This is a genomic window from Pseudomonas migulae NBRC 103157 (genome assembly GCF_002091715.1).
Lineage (GTDB): Bacteria > Pseudomonadota > Gammaproteobacteria > Pseudomonadales > Pseudomonadaceae > Aquipseudomonas > Aquipseudomonas migulae_A.
Map to the genome: position 1 here is coordinate 31,577 of NZ_BDAG01000023.1, position 24,994 is coordinate 56,570.

At 60.1% G+C, this 24,994-nt stretch carries 21 protein-coding genes; all 21 read left to right on the forward strand.

Translation table 11 applies throughout. The annotated features are described in order from the left end of the window. Positions 1 to 64 precede the first annotated feature (64 nt). Entirely contained in the window at positions 65 to 2,290 is a 2,226-nt protein-coding gene (locus tag PMI01S_RS17815; RefSeq protein WP_084321296.1) for an NADP-dependent isocitrate dehydrogenase, read from the forward strand. 192 nt (positions 2,291 to 2,482) lie between these two features. Further along, entirely contained in the window at positions 2,483 to 2,929 is a 447-nt protein-coding gene (locus tag PMI01S_RS17820) for an NUDIX hydrolase (RefSeq protein WP_084321298.1), read from the forward strand. 59 nt (positions 2,930 to 2,988) lie between these two features. Then, a complete protein-coding gene (gene mnmA / locus PMI01S_RS17825; RefSeq protein WP_084321300.1) occupies positions 2,989 to 4,134 on the forward strand; it encodes a tRNA 2-thiouridine(34) synthase MnmA in 1,146 nt (381 codons plus the stop codon). Next, positions 4,131 to 4,754 carry a high frequency lysogenization protein HflD gene (gene hflD / locus PMI01S_RS17830; RefSeq protein ID WP_084321302.1) on the forward strand — a complete coding sequence of 208 codons (624 nt, stop codon included), beginning with the start codon at positions 4,131 to 4,133 and terminating at the stop codon, positions 4,752 to 4,754. Before mnmA ends, hflD begins: the two co-directional genes overlap by 4 nt. Positions 4,755 to 4,880: 126 nt before the next feature. After that, on the forward strand, positions 4,881 to 6,251 hold the full coding sequence (gene purB, locus PMI01S_RS17835; RefSeq protein ID WP_084321304.1) for an adenylosuccinate lyase: 1,371 nt from the start codon (positions 4,881 to 4,883) through the stop codon (positions 6,249 to 6,251). 86 nt (positions 6,252 to 6,337) lie between these two features. Next, on the forward strand, positions 6,338 to 7,507 hold the full coding sequence (locus PMI01S_RS17840) for a ribosomal protein uL16 3-hydroxylase (protein ID WP_084321306.1): 1,170 nt from the start codon (positions 6,338 to 6,340) through the stop codon (positions 7,505 to 7,507). Beyond that, on the forward strand, positions 7,500 to 7,925 hold the full coding sequence (locus tag PMI01S_RS17845) for a GNAT family N-acetyltransferase (RefSeq protein WP_084321308.1): 426 nt from the start codon (positions 7,500 to 7,502) through the stop codon (positions 7,923 to 7,925). The genes PMI01S_RS17840 and PMI01S_RS17845 overlap by 8 nt, the downstream gene beginning before the upstream one ends. 368 nt (positions 7,926 to 8,293) lie before the next feature. After that, positions 8,294 to 9,055, forward strand: coding sequence for a secretin N-terminal domain-containing protein (locus PMI01S_RS17850; RefSeq protein WP_084321310.1), 762 nt, complete (start codon positions 8,294 to 8,296; stop codon positions 9,053 to 9,055). A 500-nt stretch (positions 9,056 to 9,555) separates the two neighbouring features. Then, positions 9,556 to 10,881, forward strand: coding sequence for an isocitrate lyase (gene aceA, locus PMI01S_RS17855; RefSeq protein WP_084321312.1), 1,326 nt, complete (start codon positions 9,556 to 9,558; stop codon positions 10,879 to 10,881). Between the two features lie 638 nt (positions 10,882 to 11,519). Continuing rightward, on the forward strand, positions 11,520 to 11,933 hold the full coding sequence (locus tag PMI01S_RS17860; protein WP_003223812.1) for an NADH-quinone oxidoreductase subunit A: 414 nt from the start codon (positions 11,520 to 11,522) through the stop codon (positions 11,931 to 11,933). Positions 11,934 to 11,943: 10 nt separating this feature from the next. Beyond that, positions 11,944 to 12,618: a NuoB/complex I 20 kDa subunit family protein gene (locus PMI01S_RS17865; RefSeq protein WP_084321314.1), complete on the forward strand. Its 675-nt coding sequence runs from the start codon at positions 11,944 to 11,946 to the stop codon at positions 12,616 to 12,618. A 72-nt stretch (positions 12,619 to 12,690) separates the two neighbouring features. After that, positions 12,691 to 14,475: an NADH-quinone oxidoreductase subunit C/D gene (gene nuoC / locus PMI01S_RS17870; RefSeq protein WP_084321316.1), complete on the forward strand. Its 1,785-nt coding sequence runs from the start codon at positions 12,691 to 12,693 to the stop codon at positions 14,473 to 14,475. A gap of 2 nt (positions 14,476 to 14,477) precedes the next feature. Then, the gene (gene nuoE, locus PMI01S_RS17875; RefSeq protein ID WP_084321318.1) at positions 14,478 to 14,975 is read left to right on the forward strand and encodes an NADH-quinone oxidoreductase subunit NuoE; all 498 of its coding nucleotides are present in this window, start codon (positions 14,478 to 14,480) and stop codon (positions 14,973 to 14,975) included. Continuing rightward, positions 14,972 to 16,327 carry an NADH-quinone oxidoreductase subunit NuoF gene (nuoF, locus tag PMI01S_RS17880; RefSeq protein WP_017339604.1) on the forward strand — a complete coding sequence of 452 codons (1,356 nt, stop codon included), beginning with the start codon at positions 14,972 to 14,974 and terminating at the stop codon, positions 16,325 to 16,327. The genes nuoE and nuoF overlap by 4 nt, the downstream gene beginning before the upstream one ends. A 136-nt stretch (positions 16,328 to 16,463) precedes the next feature. Then, positions 16,464 to 19,178: an NADH-quinone oxidoreductase subunit NuoG gene (gene nuoG, locus PMI01S_RS17885; protein ID WP_084321320.1), complete on the forward strand. Its 2,715-nt coding sequence runs from the start codon at positions 16,464 to 16,466 to the stop codon at positions 19,176 to 19,178. After that, complete coding sequence (nuoH, locus tag PMI01S_RS17890) at positions 19,175 to 20,182, forward strand: NADH-quinone oxidoreductase subunit NuoH (RefSeq protein ID WP_084321322.1); 1,008 nt, start codon at positions 19,175 to 19,177, stop codon at positions 20,180 to 20,182. The genes nuoG and nuoH overlap by 4 nt, the downstream gene beginning before the upstream one ends. Positions 20,183 to 20,194: 12 nt before the next feature. Continuing rightward, positions 20,195 to 20,740 (forward strand): NADH-quinone oxidoreductase subunit NuoI, encoded by a 546-nt coding sequence (nuoI, locus tag PMI01S_RS17895; protein WP_157712570.1) that lies wholly within the window; start codon positions 20,195 to 20,197, stop codon positions 20,738 to 20,740. Positions 20,741 to 20,749: 9 nt separating this feature from the next. Next, on the forward strand, positions 20,750 to 21,253 hold the full coding sequence (nuoJ, locus tag PMI01S_RS17900; protein WP_084321326.1) for an NADH-quinone oxidoreductase subunit J: 504 nt from the start codon (positions 20,750 to 20,752) through the stop codon (positions 21,251 to 21,253). 2 nt (positions 21,254 to 21,255) lie between these two features. Beyond that, entirely contained in the window at positions 21,256 to 21,564 is a 309-nt protein-coding gene (gene nuoK, locus PMI01S_RS17905; RefSeq protein ID WP_007940879.1) for an NADH-quinone oxidoreductase subunit NuoK, read from the forward strand. Beyond that, positions 21,561 to 23,414 (forward strand): NADH-quinone oxidoreductase subunit L, encoded by a 1,854-nt coding sequence (gene nuoL, locus PMI01S_RS17910; protein WP_084321328.1) that lies wholly within the window; start codon positions 21,561 to 21,563, stop codon positions 23,412 to 23,414. The genes nuoK and nuoL overlap by 4 nt, the downstream gene beginning before the upstream one ends. Before the next feature lie 40 nt (positions 23,415 to 23,454). Beyond that, positions 23,455 to 24,987: an NADH-quinone oxidoreductase subunit M gene (nuoM, locus tag PMI01S_RS17915; protein WP_084321330.1), complete on the forward strand. Its 1,533-nt coding sequence runs from the start codon at positions 23,455 to 23,457 to the stop codon at positions 24,985 to 24,987. Positions 24,988 to 24,994: the final 7 nt, after the last annotated feature.

Here is a 24,994-nt window from a genome sequence, read left to right on the forward strand (position 1 = left end):
GCTTACCCGGCGCCCCTCGAGTTTCTGCGCACGCTTTAGCAAAGAAGAGAGAGTTAATCCGAATATGCCCACCCGCTCGAAGATCATCTATACCTTCACCGACGAAGCTCCCGCCCTCGCCACCTATTCACTGTTGCCTATCGTAGAAGCGTTCACCGCTTCGGCTGATATCGCCGTTGAAACCCGCGATATCTCTCTTGCAGGGCGCATCCTGGCCAGCTTCCCCGAGCAATTGGGTGACAAAGCCGTAGCCGACCACCTCGCCGAACTGGGCGACCTGGCCGTTACGCCTGAAGCCAACATCATCAAGCTGCCGAACATCAGCGCTTCGGTTCCGCAACTGCAGGCCGCGATCAAAGAGCTGCAAGCCCAGGGCTTCGCACTGCCGGACTACCCGGAAACCGTGACCAGCGACGCCGACAAAGAAGCCAAGTCGCGTTACGACAAGATCAAGGGCAGCGCCGTGAACCCGGTTCTGCGCGAAGGCAACTCCGATCGTCGCGCCCCGCTGTCGGTCAAGAACTACGCACGCAAGCACCCGCACAAAATGGGCGCCTGGGCTGCGGACTCCAAGTCCCACGTCGCGCACATGAGCACCGGTGATTTCTACGGCAGCGAAAAAGCTGCCCTGATCGACGCCGCTGACGCCGTCAAGATCGAACTGATCGCTCAAGACGGCACCATCACCGTCCTGAAAGAAAAGACCACCGTGCAAGCCGGTGAGATCCTCGATTGCGCGGTCATGAGCAAAAACGCGCTGCGCAGCTTCATCGCTGCCGAGATCGAAGACGCCAAAGCCAAGGGCGTGCTGCTGTCGGTTCACCTGAAAGCCACCATGATGAAGGTCTCCGACCCGATCATGTTCGGCCAGATCGTTGCCGAGTTCTATAAAGACGCACTGGCCAAGCACGCTGACGTGCTGGCACAGATCGGCTTCAACCTGAACAACGGCATCGGTGACCTGTACGCTCGCATCAAGGCTTTGCCTGCCGAGCAACAAGCGCAGATCGAAGCGGACATCCAGGCGGTCTACGCCGTTCGTCCGTCGTTGGCCATGGTCAACTCCGACAAAGGCATCACCAACCTGCACGTGCCAAGCGACGTGATCGTCGACGCCTCGATGCCGGCGATGATCCGTGACTCCGGCAAGATGTGGGGCACTGACGGTCAGCTGCACGACACCAAGGCTGTGATCCCGGATCGCTGCTACGCCACCATCTACCAGGCGGTGATCGAAGACTGCAAGCAACACGGCGCTTTCGATCCGACCACCATGGGCAGCGTGCCGAACGTTGGCCTGATGGCGAAAAAAGCCGAAGAGTACGGCTCGCACGACAAGACTTTCCAGATCAAGGCAAACGGCGTTGTTCGCGTTACCGACAGCAAAGGCAGCCTGCTGCTGGAGCAATCGGTTGAAGCCGGCGACATCTTCCGCATGTGCCAGACCAAAGACGCGCCGATCCAGGACTGGGTCAAACTGGCCGTCAACCGCGCTCGCGCAAGCAGCACTCCGGCGATTTTCTGGCTGGACCCGATGCGCGCCCACGACGGCGTAGTGATCGAGAAAGTTCAGGCTTACCTGAAGGATCACGACACTGCCGGCCTGGACATCCAGATCATGGCGCCAGTTGACGCGATGAAGTTCACTCTGGACCGTACTCGCGCAGGCAAGGACACCATCTCGGTGACCGGCAACGTATTGCGCGACTACCTGACCGACCTGTTCCCGATCATGGAACTGGGCACCAGCGCCAAGATGCTGTCGATCGTTCCGCTGATGAATGGCGGCGGTCTGTTCGAAACCGGCGCTGGCGGTTCGGCACCGAAGCACGTTCAGCAGCTGCTGGAAGAGAACTTCCTGCGCTGGGATTCCCTGGGCGAGTTCCTGGCCCTGGCCGCCTCCCTCGAGCATCTGGGTGTTACCTACAACAACCCTAAAGCGCTGGTGCTGGCCAAGACCCTGGACCAGGCCACCGGTCAGTTCCTGGACAACAACAAGTCGCCATCGCGCAAAGTCGGCAACATCGACAACCGCGGGAGCCACTTCTACCTGGCGCTGTACTGGGCTCAGGCCCTGGCCGCCCAGACTGAAGACGCGGCACTGCAAGCGCAGTTCGGCGAACTGGCCAAGACCCTGACCGAGAACGAAGCAACCATCGTTGCCGAGCTCAACGCCGTTCAGGGCAAGCCAGTGGACATCGGCGGTTACTACCACGCCAATGCCGAGCTGATCAGCAAGGCCATGCGCCCGAGCAACACCTTCAACGCCGCGATCGCTGCGCTGGTTTAAGGTTGTAAGGATGCAAAGAAGCCCCGGCCCAGTGCCGGGGTTTCTGTTTCTGCCTGCGCCCCCCTGCAGGAGCCGGCTTGCTGGCGATAGCGGTCTACCATTCAAGATTTTTATTGATTGACACACCACTATCGCCAGCAAGCCGACTCCTACAGAGATCAGTTTTCACAATTCAACATTTGAGGAAGCCTCATGGATTGGAAACCCCACATCACCGTCGCCACCATCGTCGAAGACAACGGCTGTTTCCTGATGGTCGAAGAAACCAAACACGGACGAACGGTACTCAACCAGCCCGCGGGTCACCTCGACCCGGACGAAACCCTGATCGAAGCCGCCGTACGCGAAACCCTTGAGGAAACCGGCTGGGACGTCGAGCCGACTGGCGTGGTGGGCATTTACCTCTACACTGCCCCAAGCAACGGCGTGACCTACCAGCGGGTCTGCTTCAGTGCAAAACCGCTCAAGCATCACCCCGACTATCAGCTGGACGACGGTATTGTCGGCGCAAAATGGCTGACACGTGACGAACTGCTGGAACAGCGCGCAAACTGGCGCAGTGAGCTGATCATCCGCTGTATCGATGATTATCTGGACGGCAAACACTTCAGTCTCGAACTGATCCGCCCTTCTCTTTAGCCTTGCGGGCTTCGGCCTGCTAGAATCGCGTCCTTTTTCAAGACACTCATTGAATCCCTATGCGTGATCCAGCCCCTTCTGACACACAAAAGAAGCGCGTCATTGTCGGTATGTCCGGCGGCGTGGACTCTTCCGTTTCCGCTCTCCTGCTGATCGAGCAGGGTTATGAGGTGGAAGGCCTGTTCATGAAGAACTGGGAAGAAGACGATGGAACGGAATACTGCACCGCCATGGATGACCTGGCGGACGCCCAGGCCGTGTGCGACAAGATTGGCATCAAGCTGCACACCGCCAACTTCGCCGCCGAGTACTGGGACAACGTGTTCGAGCACTTCCTCGCCGAATACAAGGCCGGTCGAACGCCAAACCCGGACATCCTGTGCAACCGCGAGATCAAGTTCAAGGCGTTCCTCGACTACGCCATGGTGCTGGGCGCCGACCTGATCGCCACCGGTCACTACGTGCGCCGCCGCGACATCGATGGCCGCACCGAGCTGCTCAAGGGCCTGGATCCGAACAAGGACCAGAGCTATTTCCTGCACGCCGTCGGCGGCGAACAGATCGCCAAGACGCTGTTCCCGGTCGGCGAACTGGAAAAACCCCAGGTCCGCGCGATTGCCGAGAAATACGAACTGGCGACCGCAAAGAAAAAGGATTCCACCGGGATCTGCTTTATCGGCGAGCGCCGTTTCAGCGATTTCCTCAAGCAATACCTTCCGGCCCAGCCCGGCGAAATCAAGACCACCGAAGGTGAAGTCATCGGCCGCCACCACGGCTTGATGTACCACACCATCGGCCAGCGCCAGGGCCTCGGCATCGGCGGCTTGAAAGACGCCAGCGACGAGCCGTGGTACGTGCTGATCAAAGACCTGGAGCACAACGAATTGATCGTTGGCCAGGGCAATGACCACCCTTACCTGTTTTCCCGCGCCCTGCTCGCCTCGGACATCTATTGGGTCAACCCGATCGACCTGACCGAGCCGCGCAAGCTGACCGCCAAAGTCCGCTATCGCCAGAGCGACCAGCCTTGCACGCTGGAAAAGACTGCCACCGGCTACCGCGCGACCTTCGATGACCCGCAACGCGCGGTCACCCCGGGTCAGTCCGTGGTGTTCTACGACGGTGAAATCTGCCTTGGTGGCGGCGTGATCGAAGTGGCGGAACCGTGGACCAGCAAAGGCACTCTTCAAGGCGCGCAGCAATGAGCCCGACTCAAGAGCAACTGACGGCGCTGGGCGGCGTATTTCTCGCTGCCGTGCTGGTCGACAAGATCGCCAAGACCGGCCAGACCACCGAAGCCGGCCTGACGTGCATGCTCGGCAGCCTGTTGATTCGCGACCCCAAGGACACGCTGGAAGTCTACGGCGGCGACGACATCAACTTGCGCGAAGGCTACCGCGCCTTGATTGGTGCCCTTGAGCGCGACCCGAGCACCCTTCAGCGCGAACCGCTGCGTTACGCCCTGGCGATGCTCGGGCTGGAGCGCCAACTGGCCAAGCGCAGCGACATGCTGGACGTAATCGGCAAGCGCCTGCCGCAGATTCAGTCTCAGGTCGAGCACTTCGGCCCGGCCCACGAAAACGTGATCGCGGCGTGTGGTGCGCTGTATCAGGACACGCTGAGCACCTTGCGCCAACGGATTCAGGTTCACGGTGACATGCGCAACCTGCAGCAACCGAGCAACGCCTCGAAGATCCGCGCGCTGTTGCTGGCGGGGATTCGCTCGGCGCGCCTGTGGCGGCAGTTGGGCGGTCATCGCTGGCAGTTGGTGGTCAGCCGTCGCAAGTTGCTCAAAGAGCTTTACCCGCTGATGCGCAGCAGCTGAACCGCGCCCGCAACACTGCTTTAAATCTGTAACGCGTAATACGCCGGTCAGTTGGCAACGGACCGGCGGATTTTTTCATGTATGATACGCGCCCCATTTCGTTGCCCGACTGTCCGAGAACACCCCATGCAGCTTTCTTCGCTCACTGCGGTTTCCCCTGTTGACGGCCGCTACGCCGGCAAAACCCAGGCCCTGCGCCCAATTTTCAGCGAATACGGTCTGATCCGTGCTCGCGTTCTGGTTGAAGTGCGCTGGCTCCAGCGCCTGGCCGCTCACCCTGCCATCAGCGAAGTGCCGGCGTTCTCCGCCGAAGCCAACGCAGTGCTGAACACCCTGGCGGAAAACTTCTCTCTGGAGCACGCCGAACGCGTCAAAGAGATCGAGCGCACCACCAACCACGACGTCAAAGCCATCGAATACCTGCTCAAAGAGCAAGCGGCCAAGCTGCCTGAACTGGCTGCCGTCAGCGAATTCATCCACTTTGCCTGCACCAGCGAGGACATCAACAACCTGTCCCACGCCCTGATGCTGCGCGAAGGCCGTGATGACGTGATGCTGCCGCTGATGCGCCAGACCGCCGACGCCATCCGCGAACTGGCCATCCGCTTCGCCGACGTGCCAATGCTGTCGCGCACCCACGGTCAGCCGGCCTCGCCGACCACCCTGGGCAAAGAGCTGGCAAACGTGGTTTACCGTCTGGAGCGTCAAATCGCTCAGGTCGCTGCCGTTCCGCTGCTGGGCAAGATCAACGGCGCTGTCGGCAACTACAACGCTCACCTGTCGGCCTACCCTGAGATCGACTGGGAAGCCAACGCCCGCGCCTTCATCGAAGACGAACTGGGCCTGGGCTTCAACCCGTACACCACGCAGATCGAACCGCACGACTACATCGCCGAGCTGTTCGACGCGATCGCCCGTTTCAACACGATCCTGATCGACTTCGACCGCGACATCTGGGGCTACATCTCCCTGGGTTATTTCAAGCAGCGCACCATCGCTGGCGAAATCGGTTCGTCGACCATGCCGCACAAGGTCAACCCGATCGACTTCGAAAACTCCGAAGGCAACCTGGGTATCGCCAACGCACTGTTCCAGCACCTGGCGAGCAAGTTGCCGATCTCCCGCTGGCAGCGCGACCTGACCGACTCCACCGTCCTGCGTAACCTCGGCGTCGGTTTCGCCCACAGCGTGATCGCGTACGAAGCCAGCCTCAAAGGCATCAGCAAACTGGAGCTCAACGCTCAAAAGATCGCTGCTGACCTCGACGCTTGCTGGGAAGTCCTGGCCGAACCGATCCAGACCGTCATGCGTCGCTACAACATCGAAAACCCGTACGAGAAGCTGAAAGAGTTGACCCGCGGCAAGGGCATCAGCCCTGAAGCGCTGCAAACTTTCATCGATGGCCTGGACATGCCTGCCGCTGCCAAGGCCGAGCTGAAATTGCTCACCCCGGCGAACTACATCGGCAACGCTGTAGAGCAAGCCAAGCGCATCTGATCGACCGCTTTACCCGTTTGAGACGCCCGGCAGCGCCGGGCGTTTTTATTCCCGTCTGAAAAGTGCTTTTTTTCAATAGGTTACACATGAATCCTGATATTCCTCTTCAACTTCTGGGTGGCATCACGGCGCGCGAATTCCTGCGTGACTACTGGCAGAAAAAACCGCTGCTGATCCGTCAGGCGATCCCTGATTTCGAAAGCCCGATCGACGCCGACGAACTGGCCGGCCTGGCGCTGGAAGAAGAAGTTGAATCGCGCCTGATCATCGAACACGGCGAGCGTCCTTGGGAATTGCGCCGCGGCCCGTTCGCCGAAGATGAATTCAGCAAATTGCCGGAACGCGAGTGGACCCTGCTGGTTCAAGCGGTTGACCAGTTCGTGCCGGAAGTCAGCGAATTGCTGGAACAGTTCCGCTTCCTGCCGAGCTGGCGCATCGACGACGTAATGATCAGCTTCGCCGCCCCTGGTGGCAGCGTCGGTCCGCACTTCGATAACTACGACGTGTTCCTGCTGCAGGGCCACGGCAAGCGCAACTGGAAAATCGGCCAGATGTGCAACTCCGAGAGCCCGCTGCTGCAACACGCGGACCTGCGCATCCTCGCCGACTTCGAAGCCACCGATGAGTGGGTACTGGAACCGGGCGACATGCTGTACCTGCCGCCGCGCCTGGCTCATTGCGGCGTGGCCGTTGACGATTGCCTGACCTATTCCGTCGGTTTCCGTGCGCCGAGCGCCGCTGAAGTGCTGACCCACTTCACCGACTTCCTCAGCCAGTTCCTGACGGACGAAGAGCGTTACACCGACGCCGACGCCCTGCCTGCAGTCGATCCGCATCAGATCCAGCACGACGCCCTTGATCGCTTGAAAGGCCTGCTGGCCGAGCACATGAGCGATGAGCGCCTGCTGCTGACCTGGTTCGGCCAGTTCATGACCGAGCCGCGCTACCCGGAACTGGTGGTCGGCCCGGAAGAAATCGAAGAAGAAGACCTGCTCGCCAGCCTCGAGCAAGGCGCTGTGCTGATCCGCAACCCAAGTGCACGCCTGGCATGGTCCGAAGTCGATGACGACCTGCTGCTGTTCGCCAGTGGCCAGAGCCGTTACCTGCCGGGCAAGCTGCGCGAGCTGCTGAAAATGATCTGCGCCGCCGATTCGCTGCACATCGACAACCTCGGCGAGTGGCTGAGCGATGAAGACGGTCGCGGCCTGCTGTGTGAACTGATCAAGCAAGGAAGCCTGGGGTTCGCTGATGAATAAAATTCACGTACGTGTCGCAGACTGGCAAAAGGACAACGCCGAGGTCCGGCGCATTCGTGAGACGGTGTTCATCGCCGAGCAATCCGTTCCGCCCGAGCTGGAATGGGATGCCGATGACGCAACAGCGGTGCACTTTCTGGCCTTCGAAGGCGACTTTCCGATTGGCACCGCCCGCCTGTTGCCCGACGGGAATGTCGGCCGGGTGTCGGTGCTGAAAGACTGGCGTGGCTTGAAGGTAGGCGATGCGCTGATGCAAGCGGTGATCGGTGAAGCCGAGAAGCGCGGGCTGAAACAGCAGATGCTGAGCGCGCAGGTTCAGGCTACGGCGTTCTATGAGCGCCTGGGCTTCAGCCTGGTCAGTGAGGAGTTCCTGGAAGCCGGGATTCCGCATGTGGACATGGTGCGGCACTCGGCTTAAAACCGCGGCGCAGCCTTCGCGAGCAAGTCGAATCGTCGCACCATCGCTCCCACACTGGATTGATGGTGCTGCTGCAATTTGTCACAACACCCTAATCCCTGTGGGAGCAGGCTTGCCCGCGAAGAGGCCCGAAAGAACGCCACAAAACGCCCCGCCATTTTCGGATGCCGGGGCGTTTTGCTGCCTGTGGTTCAACTTGCCCCACGACGGGCCGACAAACTGGCAATATCAACACACTCTGTAGGAGCGAGCTTGCTCGCGAAAAATTCACAGGCGCCGCATTTTTCCAGAGAGCACGCGCCATCGTTCACGACCATCGCGAGCAAGCTCGCTCCTACACACAAACCTCAAGGCCGGAGATAACGGATATGTCCCTACGCACCCTGCTCACCACGCTGCTACTGACCTGCAGTTTTTCGGTCATGGCCGCCACCGAGATCGTGCCGTTGAACTACCACACCAGCGCCGACATGCTGCCGATGGCCCAGGATTTCATCGGCAAGGATGGCCAGGTCAGCGCCTACGGCAATCAACTGATCGTCAATGCCGATCAGCGCAAGATCGACGAACTTAAGGCGCTTATCGCCCAACTCGACACTCAGCCAAAGCGTTTGCTGATCACCGTCGACACCAACGAAAACAACTTCCAGGACGACCAGGGCTATTCAGTCAATGGCGCCAAACCGAGCCAGACCCGAATCATCAATCGCAGCACCGAAAGCCGTGACGGCGGCATTCAGCAAGTCCAGGCCAGCGAAGGCGCACCGGCACTGATCCAGGTGGGCCAAAGCGTGCCGCTGACCAGCACGCAGATCGATGCCTATGGCGATCCTCGCAGCCAGACCGAATACCGCAACGTCACCCAGGGCTTCTACGTCACCGCGAGCGTCACCGGCGACATCGTTCACCTGTCGATCAGCACAAACCGTGACCGCATGAGCCAGGAGCGTCCCGATGTAGTGAACGTGCAAAGCACCGACACAACCGTCACCGGACGCCTCGGCGAATGGATCACCCTGGCCGGCGTGAACCGCCAGACGCAGGCCGACAAACAGGGCCTGACCCGCAGCTACTCGACTCAGGGACGGGATGACATGACCCTGCGGGTGAAAGTCGATACTTTGGACTAAGCCACCGAAAACTGACTGATTAGTCGTATTAGACCAAAGATGTAGTGCTTGAAAAAAAGCACTACAAAACGTTTGACGAGCCAAAAAAGCGAAGGCATGATGGCCTCGCTCCCGCTAATCAGGGGCCCTGGCAAGGGCCTTCGAAGCGATGCTCGTATCTACCCCGCGAGCCGTTTCGTGTCTGTACCGCCCACAAGGTGTGTTTGACGAGGTTGCCGACTGGAACGAAGTTGTCCCGAGGGACGGAAGCGTATTTAGGTAAACCCGGCATCACACTGAAGTTCGTAAAAAGGCCCACGACGCCCGAATGCGCTCGCCAGTTCGCCCTTACCTGCTCACTTCCCCTCGAGCCCATCGTTCATCCCGTCGCCAACCCCGCCGAATCCGACTTGACCGCCTAAGCTTCTGGTCAGCGAGCAGCCTTTTACGCCTTTCAAATATGCGTAGTTGGCAGGAGCAGGAATTTTCCACCCAAGACCTATGCGACGAGGTTTATCTCCATGGCACTGACACGCGAACAGCAAATTGCAGCCCTCGAAAAAGACTGGGCTGAAAACCCACGCTGGAAAGGCGTGACACGCGCTTACTCCGCTGCTGACGTCGTCCGCCTGCGTGGCTCGGTTCAACCTGAGCACACCTTTGCAAAAATGGGCGCCGAGAAGCTCTGGAACCTGGTAACCCAGGGTGCCAAGCCGTCCTTCCGTCCTGAGAAAGATTTCGTCAACTGCATGGGCGCCCTGACCGGCGGCCAGGCTGTACAACAAGTCAAAGCCGGTATCCAGGCGATCTACCTGTCGGGCTGGCAAGTGGCTGCGGACAACAACTCCGCCGAATCGATGTACCCGGACCAGTCGCTGTACCCGGTGGACTCGGTTCCAACCGTGGTCAAGCGCATCAACAACTCGTTCCGTCGTGCCGACCAGATCCAGTGGAAAGCCGGCAAGAACCCGGGCGACGAAGGTTACATCGACTACTTCGCACCCATCGTGGCTGACGCCGAAGCCGGTTTCGGTGGCGTACTGAACGCTTACGAGCTGATGAAGAGCATGATCGAAGCAGGCGCCGCCGGCGTTCACTTCGAAGACCAACTGGCCTCCGTGAAAAAATGCGGCCACATGGGCGGCAAGGTACTGGTTCCTACCCAGGAAGCTGTACAGAAGCTGACCGCTGCCCGTCTGGCGGCAGACGTTGCCGGTACTCCGACCATCATCCTGGCCCGTACCGACGCTAACGCAGCTGACCTGCTGACTTCCGACTGCGACCCGTACGACCAGCCATTCGTGACTGGCGAACGTACCCAGGAAGGCTTCTACAAAGTGCGCGCCGGCCTGGACCAGGCAATCGCTCGCGGCCTGGCTTACGCACCGTACGCCGACCTGATCTGGTGCGAAACCGCCAAGCCGGATCTGGACGAGGCTCGTCGCTTCGCTGAAGCGATCAAAAAGGAATACCCGGACCAACTGCTGTCGTACAACTGCTCGCCTTCCTTCAACTGGAAGAAAAACCTGGACGACGCGACCATCGCCAAGTTCCAGCGCGAATTGTCCGCCATGGGTTACAAGCACCAGTTCATCACCCTGGCCGGCATTCACAACATGTGGCACAGCATGTTCAACCTGGCGCACGACTACGCCCGCAACGACATGACTGCCTACGTGAAGCTGCAAGAGCAGGAATTCGCTGACGCCGCCAAGGGTTACACCTTCGTGGCTCACCAGCAGGAAGTGGGCACCGGCTACTTCGACGACATGACCACCGTGATTCAAGGTGGCACGTCTTCGGTAACCGCGCTGACCGGTTCGACTGAAGAAGAACAGTTCCACTGATCTGACTCACCGAAACAAACGGCCGTTGCGGACCGAATAAAAAGCTAACCGCAACGCCGCGCATCTGACGCCCCGACTGGTTCGGGGCGTTTTTTTGCCCGCGATTTACCTGCCACCACAACACCCTGTGGGAGCGGGCTTGCTCGCGAAAGCGGTTTATCATTCAACATCTCTGCTGACTGGCCTACCGCTTTCGCGAGCAAGCCCGCTCCCACAGGGGGGTGGTGATTCAGGGAAAATCCTTGATCCAGAGCAGTTTCAAGAGCAGGAAAAAAGGGTAAAAAGACCCCGCCCGCTACTTGCAGTAACGCGCATATAAGACAACTTCCCGGCCGCCCACCCGTTAAACAGTTTAAAAACCAAGCCAAACAATATTGATTATCATTTAGCAACAACTATGTTCGTTACATTCCCTACAAAACATAATTGATGAAAACCCGGCTAATGCCCGCAACGCATGGGCTGCGTGGGTCTGGAGGCTCGCTATGTCCTTATTCCGCTAAATAATTTCGCTATCTGAATTTTACTTGCACGGTGTTGTGCCATAAAATCAGCGGGATTGATTGCTGCGACATATCGTCACTGCTTTGTTTCTTTTCAAGCTCAGAGACCTTTGCTCTCTGTTAAGGATTACCAGCATGCCCGAAGCGACAGGACTCATGGCCCACAACTGGGGCTTTGCCATTTTCCTTCTAGGCGTCGTCGGCCTCTGTGCCTTCATGCTGGGTGTTTCCAGCCTCCTCGGGTCAAAAGCCTGGGGCCGCAGCAAAAACGAACCGTTCGAGTCCGGCATGCTACCTACAGGTGGCGCCCGCTTGCGGCTCTCAGCCAAATTCTATCTGGTCGCGATGCTCTTCGTGATCTTCGATATCGAAGCCCTCTTTCTCTTTGCCTGGTCTGTGTCCGTCCGCGAAAGCGGCTGGACCGGATTCGTCGAAGCTCTCGTTTTCATAGCAATTCTGTTGGCAGGCCTTGTCTACCTATTCCGAGTGGGCGCCCTTGACTGGGCTCCGGAAGCTCGTCGTAAGCGGCAAGCGAAGCTGAAACAATGAGGCTTTGGCAATGCAATACAATCTCACCAGGATCGACCCCGATGCTCCTAACGAGCAGTATCCGATTGGCGAACGGGAAACCGTTTCCGATCCGTTAGAAGATCAAGTCCACAAAAACATCTTCATGGGCAAGCTCGAAGACGTGCTTAACGGCACGATCAACTGGGGGCGCAAGAACTCCCTGTGGCCGTATAACTTCGGTCTTTCGTGCTGCTACGTGGAAATGACCACCGCCTTCACGGCGCCCCACGACATCGCGCGCTTTGGCGCCGAGGTTATCCGGGCATCGCCGCGCCAGGCGGATTTCATGGTTATCGCCGGTACCTGCTTCATCAAGATGGCGCCGATCATCCAGCGTCTCTACGAGCAAATGCTCGAACCTAAATGGGTAATCTCCATGGGTTCGTGCGCCAACTCCGGTGGCATGTACGACATCTACTCTGTCGTTCAAGGGGTGGACAAGTTCCTGCCCGTGGACGTCTACGTGCCTGGCTGCCCGCCCCGCCCTGAAGCTTTTCTGCAAGGCTTGATGCTCTTGCAAGAGTCGATTGGACAGGAGCGTCGTCCGCTTTCCTGGGTCGTTGGTGATCAAGGCGTATACCGCGCCGAGATGCCTACCGAGAAGGAAAAGCGCCGCGAACAGCGAATCGCAGTCACCAACCTGCGCAGCCCCGACGAAGTCTGATCCAGATCTGCTTCTTTAATAGAACGAGACACTGGCTTCATTCTTTACGTTGACCGAAAGCGATAAATAACCATGACTACAGGCAGTGCTCTGTACATCCCGCCTTATAAGGCAGACGACCAGGATGTGGTCGTCGAACTGAACAACCGTTTTGGTCCCGAGGCGTTCACCGCCCAGCCTACCCGCACCGGCATGCCGGTGCTTTGGGTTGCCCGTGCCAAACTCGTCGAAGTCCTGACCTTCCTGCGCAACCTGCCCAAGCCGTATGTCATGCTCTATGACCTGCACGGCGTGGACGAGCGTCTGCGCACCAAGCGTCAAGGGCTGCCGAGCGGCGCCGACTTCACTGTGTTCTATCACCTGATGTCGATCGAACGTAACAGTGACGTGATGATCAAGGTCGCCTTGTCCGAGAGCGACCTCAGCGTACCGACCGTGACCGGCATCTGGCCGAACGCCAACTGGTACGAGCGTGAAGTGTGGGACATGTACGGCATCAACTTTGCCGGCCACCCGCACCTGACCCGCATCATGATGCCGCCGACTTGGGAAGGTCACCCGTTGCGCAAGGACTTCCCGGCCCGTGCCACCGAGTTCGACCCGTTCACCCTGAACCTGGCCAAGCAACAGCTTGAGGAAGAAGCCGCGCGCTTCAAGCCTGAAGACTGGGGCATGAAGCGTTCCGGTGCGAACGAGGACTACATGTTCCTCAACCTCGGCCCCAACCACCCTTCCGCGCACGGTGCGTTCCGCATCATCCTGCAGCTGGACGGTGAAGAGATCGTCGACTGTGTGCCGGACGTCGGTTACCACCACCGTGGTGCCGAGAAGATGGCCGAGCGTCAGTCCTGGCACAGCTTCATCCCGTACACCGACCGTATCGACTACCTCGGCGGCGTGATGAACAACCTGCCGTACGTGCTCTCGGTCGAGAAGCTGGCCGGTATCAAGGTGCCCGAGAAGGTCGACGTCATCCGCATCATGATGGCCGAGTTCTTCCGGATCACCAGCCACCTGCTGTTCCTGGGGACGTACATCCAGGACGTCGGCGCCATGACTCCGGTATTCTTCACCTTCACCGACCGCCAGAAGGCGTACACGGTGATCGAAGCCATTACCGGTTTCCGTCTGCACCCGGCCTGGTACCGCATCGGTGGCGTCGCGCACGACCTGCCGCGCGGTTGGGAAAAACTGGTGAAAGACTTCGTCGAGTGGATGCCAAAGCGTCTGGACGAGTACCAGAAAGCCGCACTGGACAACAGCATCCTGCGTGGCCGGACCATCGGCGTCGCGGCCTACAACACCAAAGAGGCCTTCGAATGGGGCGTCACCGGTGCAGGCCTGCGTTCGACCGGTTGCGATTTCGACCTGCGTAAAGCCCGCCCGTACTCCGGGTACGAGAACTTCGAATTCGAAGTGCCGCTGGCCGCCAATGGCGATGCCTACGATCGTTGCATCGTGCGCGTCGAAGAAATGCGCCAGAGCATCAAGATCATCGAGCAGTGCATGCGCAACATGCCGGAAGGCCCGTACAAGGCGGATCACCCGCTGACCACGCCGCCACCCAAAGAGCGCACCCTGCAACACATCGAGACCCTGATCACGCACTTCCTGCAAGTTTCGTGGGGCCCGGTCATGCCGGCCAACGAATCCTTCCAGATGATCGAAGCGACCAAGGGCATCAACAGTTATTACCTGACGAGCGATGGCGGCACCATGAGCTACCGCACCCGGATTCGCACCCCAAGCTTCCCGCACCTGCAGCAGATCCCTTCGGTGATCAAAGGCAGCATGGTCGCGGACTTGATCGCGTACCTGGGTAGTATCGATTTCGTTATGGCCGACGTGGACCGCTAAGCATGAATAGCACGCTTATCCAGACAGACCGTTTCACCTTGAGTGAAACCGAGCGCTCGGCCATCGAGCACGAGCTGCATCACTACGAAGACCCGCGCGCGGCGTCGATCGAAGCCTTGAAGATCGTCCAGAAGGAACGTGGCTGGGTGCCTGACGGCGCGCTCTACGCCATCGGCGAGATCCTCGGCATCCCGGCGAGCGACGTTGAAGGCGTGGCAACGTTCTATAGCCAGATCTTCCGTCAGCCTGTCGGCCGCCACATCATTCGCGTCTGCGACAGCATGGTCTGCTACATCGGCGGCCATGAATCGGTGGTCAGCGAAATCCAGAGCAAACTCGGCATCGGCCTGGGTCAGACCACCTCCGACGGTCGTTTTACCCTGCTGCCGGTCTGCTGCCTCGGCAACTGTGACAAGGCGCCGGCGTTGATGATCGACGACGACACTTTCGGTGATGTGCAGCCTGCCAGCGTTGCCAAATTGCTCGAGGGCTACGTATGACCCTGACTTCCTTCGGTCCTGCCAACCGCATCAAGCGTTCGGCCGAGACTCACCCGCTCACCTGGCGTCTGCGTGACGACGGCGAAGCTGTCTGGCTCGACGAGTACCAGGCCAAGAACGGTTACGCCGCTGCGCGCAAGGCCTTCGCCGACATGGCTCAGGACGATATCGTCCAGACCGTGAAAGACGCCGGCCTCAAGGGTCGCGGCGGTGCAGGCTTCCCCACCGGCGTGAAGTGGGGCCTGATGCCGAAAGACGAATCCATCAACATCCGCTACCTGCTGTGCAACGCGGATGAAATGGAGCCGAACACCTGGAAAGACCGCATGCTGATGGAGCAACTGCCCCATCTGCTGATCGAAGGCATGCTGATCAGTGCCCGCGCACTGAAAACCTACCGTGGCTACATCTTCCTGCGTGGCGAATACACCACCGCCGCCAAGCACCTCAACCGTGCCGTGGAAGAAGCCAAGGCAGCCGGCCTGCTGGGCAAGAACATCCTGGGCAGCGGCTTCGATTTCGAGCTGTTCGTCCACACCGGCGCCGGACGTTACATCTGCGGTGAAGAAACCGCACTGATCAACTCCCTCGAAGGCCGCCGCGCCAACCCGCGCTCCAAGCCGCCCTTCCCTGCCGCCGTTGGCGTGTGGGGCAAGCCGACTTGCGTGAACAACGTTGAAACCCTGTGCAACGTCCCGGCGATCATCGCCGACGGCGTGGACTGGTACAAATCGTTGGCGCGCGAAGGCAGCGAAGACATGGGCACCAAGCTCATGGGCTTCTCCGGCAAGGTCAAGAACCCGGGCCTGTGGGAATTGCCATTCGGCGTCACCGGTCGCGAGCTGTTCGAAGACTACGCCGGCGGCATGCGCGACGGTTACAAGCTCAAGTGCTGGCAGCCAGGCGGCGCCGGTACCGGTTTCCTGTTGCCGGAACACCTCGACGCACAAATGTACGCCGGCGGCATCGCCAAAGTGGGCACCCGTATGGGTACCGGCCTGGCCATGGCGGTGGACGACAGCGTCAACATGGTGTCCCTGCTGCGCAACATGGAAGAGTTCTTCTCCCGTGAGTCGTGCGGTTTCTGCACCCCGTGCCGTGACGGTCTGCCGTGGAGCGTCAAGCTGCTGCGCGCAATCGAGAACGGTGAAGGGCAAGCCGGCGACATCGAGACCCTGCTGGGTCTGGTCGGTTTCCTCGGCCCAGGCAAGACCTTCTGTGCACACGCACCGGGCGCCGTGGAACCGTTGGGCAGCGCAATCAAATACTTCCGCCATGAGTTCGAAGCCGGCATCGCGCCTACCAGCGCCGTCGTCCCGCCTCTGGCAAGGCCGATCGTAGTCGGCGCTTAACGCTTAAAAAGGCGAAGGGTCCGTGCCCTTCGCCTTTCGTTCGATGACGCCTTTTATGGGCTGTTTGGATTCGGACGAATAACAAGATTCCATTAGCCACGCCCGCTGACACCGGGCCAACGAAGAACTTTGAACCATGGCCACTATCCACGTAGACGGCAAAGAGCTCGAAGTCGATGGGGCAGACAACCTGTTACAGGCATGTCTGTCGCTAGGCCTCGATATCCCATATTTCTGCTGGCACCCAGCCCTTGGCAGCGTTGGCGCTTGCCGCCAGTGTGCGGTCAAGCAGTACACCGACGAGAACGACAAGCGTGGTCGGATCGTCATGTCGTGCATGACGCCAGCTACCGACGGCAGCTGGATCTCCATCGACGACGAAGAAGCGAAAGTATTCCGCGCCAGCGTCGTTGAATGGCTGATGACCAACCACCCGCACGACTGCCCGGTCTGTGAGGAAGGCGGTCACTGCCACCTGCAAGACATGACGGTGATGACCGGCCACAACGAGCGCCGTTATCGCTTCACCAAGCGTACTCACCAGAACCAGCAACTGGGCCCGTTCATTTCTCACGAGATGAACCGCTGCATCGCTTGCTACCGCTGCGTGCGCTTCTATAAGGACTACGCCGGCGGCACCGACCTCGGTGTGTTTGGCGCCCACGACAACGTGTACTTCGGTCGCGTTGAAGACGGCACCCTGGAAAGCGAGTTCTCCGGCAACCTCACCGAGGTCTGCCCGACCGGTGTGTTTACCGACAAGACTCACTCCGAGCGCTATAACCGCAAGTGGGACATGCAGTTCTCGCCGAGCATCTGCCATGGCTGCTCCAGCGGTTGCAACATCTCCCCGGGCGAGCGTTACGGTGAACTGCGTCGTATCGAAAACCGCTTCAACGGTTCGGTCAACCAGTACTTCCTGTGCGACCGTGGCCGTTTCGGCTATGGCTACGTCAACCGCGAAGACCGCCCGCGTCAGCCTTTGCTGGCCAACGGCACCAAGCTGAGCCTCGACGAAGCGCTGGATAAAGCCGCTGACCTGCTGCGTGGTCGCAACATCGTCGGTATCGGGTCGCCGCGTGCCAGCCTCGAAAGCAACTACGCGTTGCGCGAGCTGGTCGGCGCCGAGCACTTCTACTCCGGTATCGAAGCCGAGGAGCTTGAGCGCATTCGCCTGGTCATGCAGGTGTTGAAAGACAGCCCGCTGCCGATCCCGAACATGCGCGACATCGAAGACCACGACGCGATCTTCGTCCTCGGTGAAGACCTGACCCAGACTGCCGCCCGCATGGCGCTGTCCCTGCGTCAATCGGTCAAGGGCAAAGCCGAAGACATGGCCGATGCCATGCGCGTTCAGCCTTGGCTCGACGCCGCGGTGAAGAACATCGGTCAGCACGAACTGAACCCGCTGTTCATCGCCAGCCTGGCTGAAACCAAGCTCGACGACATCGCCGAAGAATGCGTTCACGCAGCTCCCGACGACCTGGCCCGCATCGGTTTCGCCGTGGCTCACGCCCTCGACGCCAGCGCCCCTGCCGTTGAAGGCCTGGACGCTGAAGCCGTTGAACTGGCTCAGCGCATCGCCAATGCCCTGCTGGCCGCCAAGCGTCCGCTGATCATTGCCGGTACGTCCCTGGGTTCCAAAGCGCTGATCGAAGCGGCGGCGAACATCGCCAAGGCCCTGAAGCTGCGCGAGAAGAACGGCTCCATCAGCCTGATCGTGCCAGAGGCCAACAGCCTCGGCCTGGCCATGCTCGGTGGCGAATCGGTCGATGCAGCCCTGCAAGCGGTGATCGAAGGCCGTGCCGACGCCATCGTCGTGCTGGAAAACGATCTGTACACCCGCACCGACAAAGCCAAGGTTGATGCTGCCCTGACCGCCGCGAAAGTGGTGATCGTGGCGGACCATCAGAAGACCGCTACCAGCGATCGCGCGCACCTGGTTCTGCCAGCCGCCAGCTTCGCTGAAGGCGACGGTACGCTGGTCAGCCAGGAAGGTCGTGCCCAGCGCTTCTTCCAGGTCTTCGACCCGAAATACATGGACGCGAGCATCCTGGTTCACGAAGGCTGGCGCTGGCTGCATGCCCTGCGTGCCACCCTGCTGAACCAACCGATCGACTGGACCCAACTGGACCACGTCACCGCTGCCGTCGCTTCGAGCACACCGCAACTGGCGCGCATCGTCGATGCCGCACCGTCCGCCGCGTTCCGCATCAAGGGCATGAAACTGGCCCGCGAACCGCTGCGTTACTCGGGTCGTACCGCCATGCGCGCCGACATCAGCGTGCACGAACCGCGTACCCCGCAAGACAACGACACCGCGTTCAACTTCTCGATGGAAGGTTACTCGGGCTCGGTCGAACCGCGTCAGCAAGTACCATTTGCCTGGTCTCCGGGCTGGAACTCGCCGCAAGCCTGGAACAAGTTCCAGGACGAAGTCGGTGGTCACATCCGCGCTGGCGACCCGGGCACCCGCCTGATCGAAAGCAGCGGCGACTCGCTGAACTGGTTCGCCGCTGTTCCGCGCGCATTCAACCCGGCGCCGGGCACCTGGCAGGTCGTGCCGTTCTTCCACCTGTTCGGCAGCGAAGAGAACTCTTCGAAAGCCGCTCCGGTTCAGGAACGCATTCCGGCTGCCTACGTGGCGCTGGCCAAGTCCGAAGCCGATCGTCTGGGTGTCAATGACGGCGCCATGCTGAGCTTGAACATCGCTGGCCAGACCTTGCGTCTACCGCTGCGCATCAACGAAGAGCTGGGCGCCGGTCTGGTTGCATTGCCTGCGGGCATCGCCGGCATTCCGCCAGCGATCTTTGGCAAATCCGTTGACGGTCTGCAGGAGGCAGCGCTATGACTTGGTTCACTCCTGAAGTGATCAGTGTGATCATCTCGGTCATCCAGGCCATTGTGATCCTGCTCGCCGTTGTGGTGTGCGGCGCGCTGCTGAGCTGGGTCGAGCGTCGTTTGCTCGCCCTCTGGCAGGACCGTTATGGTCCGAACCGCGTCGGCCCGTTCGGCGCGTTCCAGATCGCGGCCGACATGATCAAGATGTTCTTCAAGGAAGACTGGACGCCACCGTTCGCCGACAAGATGATCTTCACCCTGGCACCGGTCGTGGCCATGAGCGCCCTGCTGATTGCCTTCGCGATCATCCCGATCACCCCGACCTGGGGCGTGGCGGACCTGAACATCGGCATCCTGTTCTTCTTCGCCATGGCCGGTCTGTCGGTCTACGCGGTGCTGTTCGCCGGCTGGTCGAGCAACAACAAGTTCGCCCTGCTGGGCAGCTTGCGTGCCTCGGCGCAAACCGTGTCGTACGAAGTGTTCATGGGTCTGTCGCTGATGGGCATCGTGATCCAGGTCGGCTCGTTCAACATGCGCGACATCGTTGATTATCAAGCCCAGAACCTGTGGTTCATCATTCCGCAGATCTTCGGTTTCCTGACCTTCTTCATCGCCGGCGTCGCCGTGACTCACCGTCACCCGTTCGACCAGCCGGAAGCGGAGCAGGAACTGGCCGACGGTTACCACATTGAATACGCCGGCATGAAATGGGGCATGTTCTTCGTCGGCGAGTACATCGGTATCGTGCTGATTTCGGCGCTGCTGGTGACCTTGTTCTTCGGTGGCTGGCACGGTCCGTTCGGCATTCTGCCGCAGATCCCGTTCATCTGGTTCGCGCTGAAAACCGCGTTCTTCATCATGATCTTCATCCTGCTGCGCGCCTCGATTCCGCGCCCACGGTATGACCAAGTGATGGATTTCAGCTGGAAGTTCTGCCTGCCGCTGACCCTCGTCAACATGCTGGTGACCGCTGCGATCGTGTTGCTCAACACGCCCGCCGTCGCGGCTCAGTGAGGATAGAGAATCATGAAGTACATATTTGACATCGTGCATGGCTTCTTCACCCAGCTTCGCAGCCTGGTGATGATTTTCGGCCACGCCTTCCGCAAGCGCGACACGCTGCAGTACCCGGAAGAAGCCGTGTACCTGCCGCCGCGCTACCGTGGCCGTATCGTCCTGACCCGCGACCCTGATGGTGAAGAGCGTTGTGTAGCCTGCAACCTGTGCGCCGTGGCGTGCCCGGTCGGGTGCATCTCGCTGCAGAAAGCTGAAACCGAAGACGGTCGCTGGTACCCGGACTTCTTCCGCATCAACTTCTCGCGCTGCATTTTCTGCGGCCTCTGCGAGGAAGCCTGCCCGACCACCGCGATCCAGCTGACACCGGATTTCGAGATGGCCGAGTTCAAACGTCAGGACCTGGTTTACGAGAAAGAAGATCTGCTGATCTCCGGCCCCGGCAAAAACCCTGATTACAACTTCTATCGTGTTGCAGGTATGGCGATTGCCGGGAAGCCGAAAGGCTCCGCGCAGAATGAAGCCGAACCGATCAACGTGAAGAGCTTGCTGCCTTAAGGAAGAAAGATGGAATTCGCTTTCTATTTCGCATCGGGTATCGCTGTGGTGTCCACGCTTCGCGTGATCACCCACACCAACCCTGTGCACGCCCTGCTCTACCTGATCATTTCGCTGATCGCCGTGGCCATGACGTTCTTCGCCCTCGGCGCACCGTTTGCCGGTGTTCTGGAAGTGATTGCCTACGCTGGCGCCATCATGGTGCTGTTCGTGTTCGTGGTGATGATGCTGAACCTGGGCCCCGCCTCGGTTCAGCAAGAGCGCGTCTGGCTCAAGCCCGGCATCTGGCTCGGCCCGGTGATTCTCGGCACCCTGCTGCTGGTTGAACTGCTGTACGTACTGTTCAGTCACCAGAGCGGCCAAGCCATCGGCCACACCACCGTAGACGCCAAGGCCGTGGGCATCAGCCTGTTCGGTCCGTATCTGCTGGTGGTCGAACTCGCCTCGATGCTGCTGCTGGCCGCAGCCGTCACGGCGTTCCACTTGGGCCGCAACGAAGCCAAGGAGCAATGACGATGCCTGCTATCCCTTTGGAGCATGGTCTGGCGGTCGCCGGCATCCTGTTCTGCCTCGGTCTGGTCGGCCTGATGGTCCGCCGCAACATTCTCTTCGTGCTGATGAGCCTGGAGGTCATGATGAATGCCTCCGCGTTGGCGTTCATCGTTGCCGGTAGCCGCTGGGCGCAGCCGGATGGACAGATCATGTTCATCCTGGTGATCAGCCTGGCAGCCGCCGAGGCCAGTATTGGCCTGGCGATCCTGCTGCAACTGTATCGCCGCTTCCACACGCTCGATATCGACGCTGCCAGTGAGATGCGCGGATGAATCTTCTCTATCTGACTTTCGTATTCCCTCTCATAGGTTTCCTGCTGCTGTCGTTCTCCCGTGGACGCCTCTCGGAAAACCTGTCGGCGCTGATCGGCGTCGGTTCCATCGGTTTGTCTGCCATCGTTACGGCCTACGTGATCTGGCAATTCAACGTCGCGCCACCTGAAGGCGGTCACTACACCCAGGTGTTGTGGCAGTGGATGGCGGTGGAAGGCTTCACGCCTAACTTCGCGCTGTACCTGGACGGCCTGTCCGTGACCATGCTCGGCGTGGTGGTCGGCGTCGGCTTCCTGATCCACCTGTTCGCGTCCTGGTACATGCGCGGTGAAGCCGGTTACTCGCGCTTCTTCGCCTACACCAACCTGTTTATCGCCAGCATGCTGTTCCTGGTGCTGGGCGATAACCTGTTGTTCCTGTACTTCGGCTGGGAAGGCGTGGGCCTGTGCTCGTACCTGTTGATCGGTTTCTACTACAGCAACCGCAACAACGGTAACGCCGCACTGAAAGCCTTTATCGTCACCCGCATCGGCGACGTGTTCATGGCCATCGGCCTGTTCATCCTGTTTGCCCAACTGGGCACGCTGAACGTCCAGGAACTGCTGGTGCTGGCACCGCAGAAATTCCAGGCCGGCGACTTCTGGATGGTCATGGCCACCCTGATGCTGCTGGGCGGCGCTGTCGGTAAATCGGCGCAACTGCCGCTGCAAACCTGGCTGGCGGATGCGATGGCCGGTCCTACCCCGGTTTCGGCACTGATCCACGCCGCGACCATGGTGACCGCCGGTGTCTACCTGATCGCCCGGACCCACGGTCTGTTCACCCTGGCGCCAGAAATCCTGCACCTGGTCGGCATCGTCGGTGGCGTGACCCTGGTTCTTGCCGGTTTTGCCGCACTGGTCCAGACCGACATCAAACGTATCCTCGCCTATTCGACCATGAGCCAGATCGGCTACATGTTCCTGGCGCTGGGCGTGGGTGCCTGGGATGGCGCGATCTTCCACCTGATGACCCACGCATTCTTCAAGGCCCTGCTGTTCCTTGCCTCCGGTGCGGTGATCGTTGCCTGCCACCACGAGCAGAACATCTTCAAGATGGGCGGCCTGTGGAAGAAACTGCCTCTGGCCTACGCCAGCTTCATCGTCGGCGGCGCGGCCCTGGCGGCCCTGCCACTGGTGACCGCAGGCTTCTACTCCAAGGACGAAATCCTCTGGGAAGCGTTCGCCAGCGGCAACAATGGTCTGCTGTACGCAGGTCTGGTCGGTGCGTTCATGACCTCGCTGTACACCTTCCGCCTGATCTTCATCGCGTTCCACGGTGAAGCGAAGACCGAAGCGCACGCCGGTCACGGCATCGCTCACTGGCTGCCACTGTCGGTGCTGATCGTATTGTCCACCGCCATTGGCGCGATGATCGTTCCGCCGCTGCACGGTGTGTTGCCGGAAAGCGTCGGCCACGCTGGCGGCGAAGCCAAGCACAGCCTGGAAATCGCCTCGGGTGCAATCGCCCTGGCCGGTATCCTGCTGGCCGCGCTGCTGTTCCTCGGCAAGCGTCGTTTCGTCACTGCAATCGCCAACAGCGGCATCGGCCGCTTCCTTTCGGCCTGGTGGTTCGCTGCCTGGGGCTTCGACTGGATCTACGACAAACTGTTCGTCAAGCCATACCTGGCGATCAGCCACGTACTGCGCAAAGACCCGCTCGACCAGACCATCGGTCTGATCCCGCGTATGGCCAAAGGCGGTCACACCGCCCTGAGCCGTACCGAAACCGGTCAACTGCGTTGGTACGCGGCATCGATGGCAGCCGGCTCCGTGCTGGTCATCGGCGCCATCGTGCTGGTAGCGGTCTGAATATGAACCTTGCGAACTTGCGAAAGGAATTGAGCCCGTCATGATTCTGCCTTGGCTAATCCTGATCCCCTTCATCGGCGGCCTGCTGTGCTGGATGGGTGAGCGCTTCGGCGCCACCCTCCCCCGCTGGATTGCGCTGATCACCATGTCCCTGTTGCTCGCCCTCGGCCTCTGGCTGTGGGCCAACGGCGACTATTCATTTGCACCAAAGCCTGGCGCCGATCCGACCTGGGTGCTTGAGTTCAAGCACATCTGGATCGAACGCTTCGGCATCAGCGTGCACCTGGCCCTCGACGGCCTGTCGCTGCTGATGATCATGCTGACCGGTCTGCTGGGTGTGCTTTCGGTACTCTGCTCGTGGAAAGAGATTCAACGTCACGTTGGCTTCTTCCACCTGAACCTGATGTGGATCCTGGGCGGTGTCGTCGGCGTATTCCTCGCCCTCGACCTGTTCATGTTCTTCTTCTTCTGGGAAATGATGCTGGTGCCGATGTACTTCCTCATCGCGCTCTGGGGTCACAGTTCTTCGGACGGCAAGAAAACCCGGATCTACGCGGCGACCAAGTTCTTCATCTTCACTCAGGCGTCCGGCCTGATCATGCTGGTGGCGATCCTGGGTCTGGTCCTGGTCAACTTCAACGACACCGGCGTGATTACCTTCAACTACGCCGACCTGTTGAAAACCAAGATGTCGCTGACCACCGAGTACATCCTGATGCTCGGCTTCTTCATCGCCTTCGCGGTGAAGCTGCCAGTGGTGCCGTTCCACTCCTGGTTGCCTGACGCTCACGCCCAGGCGCCAACCGCGGGTTCGGTCGACCTGGCCGGTATTCTGTTGAAAACCGCTGCCTACGGTCTGCTGCGTTTCGCCCTGCCGCTGTTCCCGAATGCCTCGGCCGAGTTCGCGCCGATCGCCATGACCCTCGGTCTGATCGGGATTTTCTACGGCGCGTTCCTGGCCTTCGCACAAACCGACATCAAGCGTCTGATCGCCTTCTCGTCCGTTTCCCACATGGGCTTCGTACTGATCGGCATCTACTCCGGCAGCCAACTGGCGCTGCAGGGCGCGGTGATGCAGATGCTGGCGCACGGTCTGTCGGCCGCGGCACTCTTTATCCTCAGCGGTCAGTTGTACGAACGCACCCACACCCGCGACATGCGTGAAATGGGTGGCCTGTGGTCGAAGATCGCTTACCTGCCGGCCCTCAGCCTGTTCTTTGCAGCGGCGTCCCTGGGCTTGCCGGGTACCGGTAACTTCGTCGGTGAGTTCCTGATCCTGATCGGCACCTTCCCGATCGCTCCATGGATCACCATCATCGCGACGTCGGGCCTGGTGTTCGGTTCGGTCTACTCGCTGATCATGATCCACCGTGCGTACTTCGGTCCGGCCAAATCGGACGCGGTACTGCATGGCATGGACGGTCGCGAACTGATCATGGTGGTCGGGCTTGCGGCGCTGCTGATCTACATCGGCGTGTACCCGCAACCGTTCCTCGATACCTCTGCTGCGACGATGCATGGCGTGCAGCAATGGCTCGGCACCGCCTTCACTCAACTCGCTTCGGCCCGGTAAGAGCGCT

Coding starts and splice junctions, on each gene's coding strand:
- PMI01S_RS17850 (WP_084321310.1), top strand. CDS start 8,294: ATGTCCCTACGCACCCTGCTCACCACGCTGCTACTGACCTGCAGTTTT.
- PMI01S_RS17840 (WP_084321306.1), top strand. CDS start 6,338: ATGAATCCTGATATTCCTCTTCAACTTCTGGGTGGCATCACGGCGCGC.
- PMI01S_RS17865 (WP_084321314.1), top strand. CDS start 11,944: ATGCAATACAATCTCACCAGGATCGACCCCGATGCTCCTAACGAGCAG.
- nuoG (WP_084321320.1), top strand. CDS start 16,464: ATGGCCACTATCCACGTAGACGGCAAAGAGCTCGAAGTCGATGGGGCA.
- nuoE (WP_084321318.1), top strand. CDS start 14,478: ATGAATAGCACGCTTATCCAGACAGACCGTTTCACCTTGAGTGAAACC.
- nuoI (WP_157712570.1), top strand. CDS start 20,195: ATGAAGTACATATTTGACATCGTGCATGGCTTCTTCACCCAGCTTCGC.
- PMI01S_RS17820 (WP_084321298.1), top strand. CDS start 2,483: ATGGATTGGAAACCCCACATCACCGTCGCCACCATCGTCGAAGACAAC.
- aceA (WP_084321312.1), top strand. CDS start 9,556: ATGGCACTGACACGCGAACAGCAAATTGCAGCCCTCGAAAAAGACTGG.
- PMI01S_RS17815 (WP_084321296.1), top strand. CDS start 65: ATGCCCACCCGCTCGAAGATCATCTATACCTTCACCGACGAAGCTCCC.
- nuoH (WP_084321322.1), top strand. CDS start 19,175: ATGACTTGGTTCACTCCTGAAGTGATCAGTGTGATCATCTCGGTCATC.
- nuoM (WP_084321330.1), top strand. CDS start 23,455: ATGATTCTGCCTTGGCTAATCCTGATCCCCTTCATCGGCGGCCTGCTG.
- mnmA (WP_084321300.1), top strand. CDS start 2,989: ATGCGTGATCCAGCCCCTTCTGACACACAAAAGAAGCGCGTCATTGTC.
- PMI01S_RS17845 (WP_084321308.1), top strand. CDS start 7,500: ATGAATAAAATTCACGTACGTGTCGCAGACTGGCAAAAGGACAACGCC.
- PMI01S_RS17860 (WP_003223812.1), top strand. CDS start 11,520: ATGCCCGAAGCGACAGGACTCATGGCCCACAACTGGGGCTTTGCCATT.
- nuoL (WP_084321328.1), top strand. CDS start 21,561: ATGAATCTTCTCTATCTGACTTTCGTATTCCCTCTCATAGGTTTCCTG.
- nuoC (WP_084321316.1), top strand. CDS start 12,691: ATGACTACAGGCAGTGCTCTGTACATCCCGCCTTATAAGGCAGACGAC.
- hflD (WP_084321302.1), top strand. CDS start 4,131: ATGAGCCCGACTCAAGAGCAACTGACGGCGCTGGGCGGCGTATTTCTC.
- nuoJ (WP_084321326.1), top strand. CDS start 20,750: ATGGAATTCGCTTTCTATTTCGCATCGGGTATCGCTGTGGTGTCCACG.
- purB (WP_084321304.1), top strand. CDS start 4,881: ATGCAGCTTTCTTCGCTCACTGCGGTTTCCCCTGTTGACGGCCGCTAC.
- nuoF (WP_017339604.1), top strand. CDS start 14,972: ATGACCCTGACTTCCTTCGGTCCTGCCAACCGCATCAAGCGTTCGGCC.
- nuoK (WP_007940879.1), top strand. CDS start 21,256: ATGCCTGCTATCCCTTTGGAGCATGGTCTGGCGGTCGCCGGCATCCTG.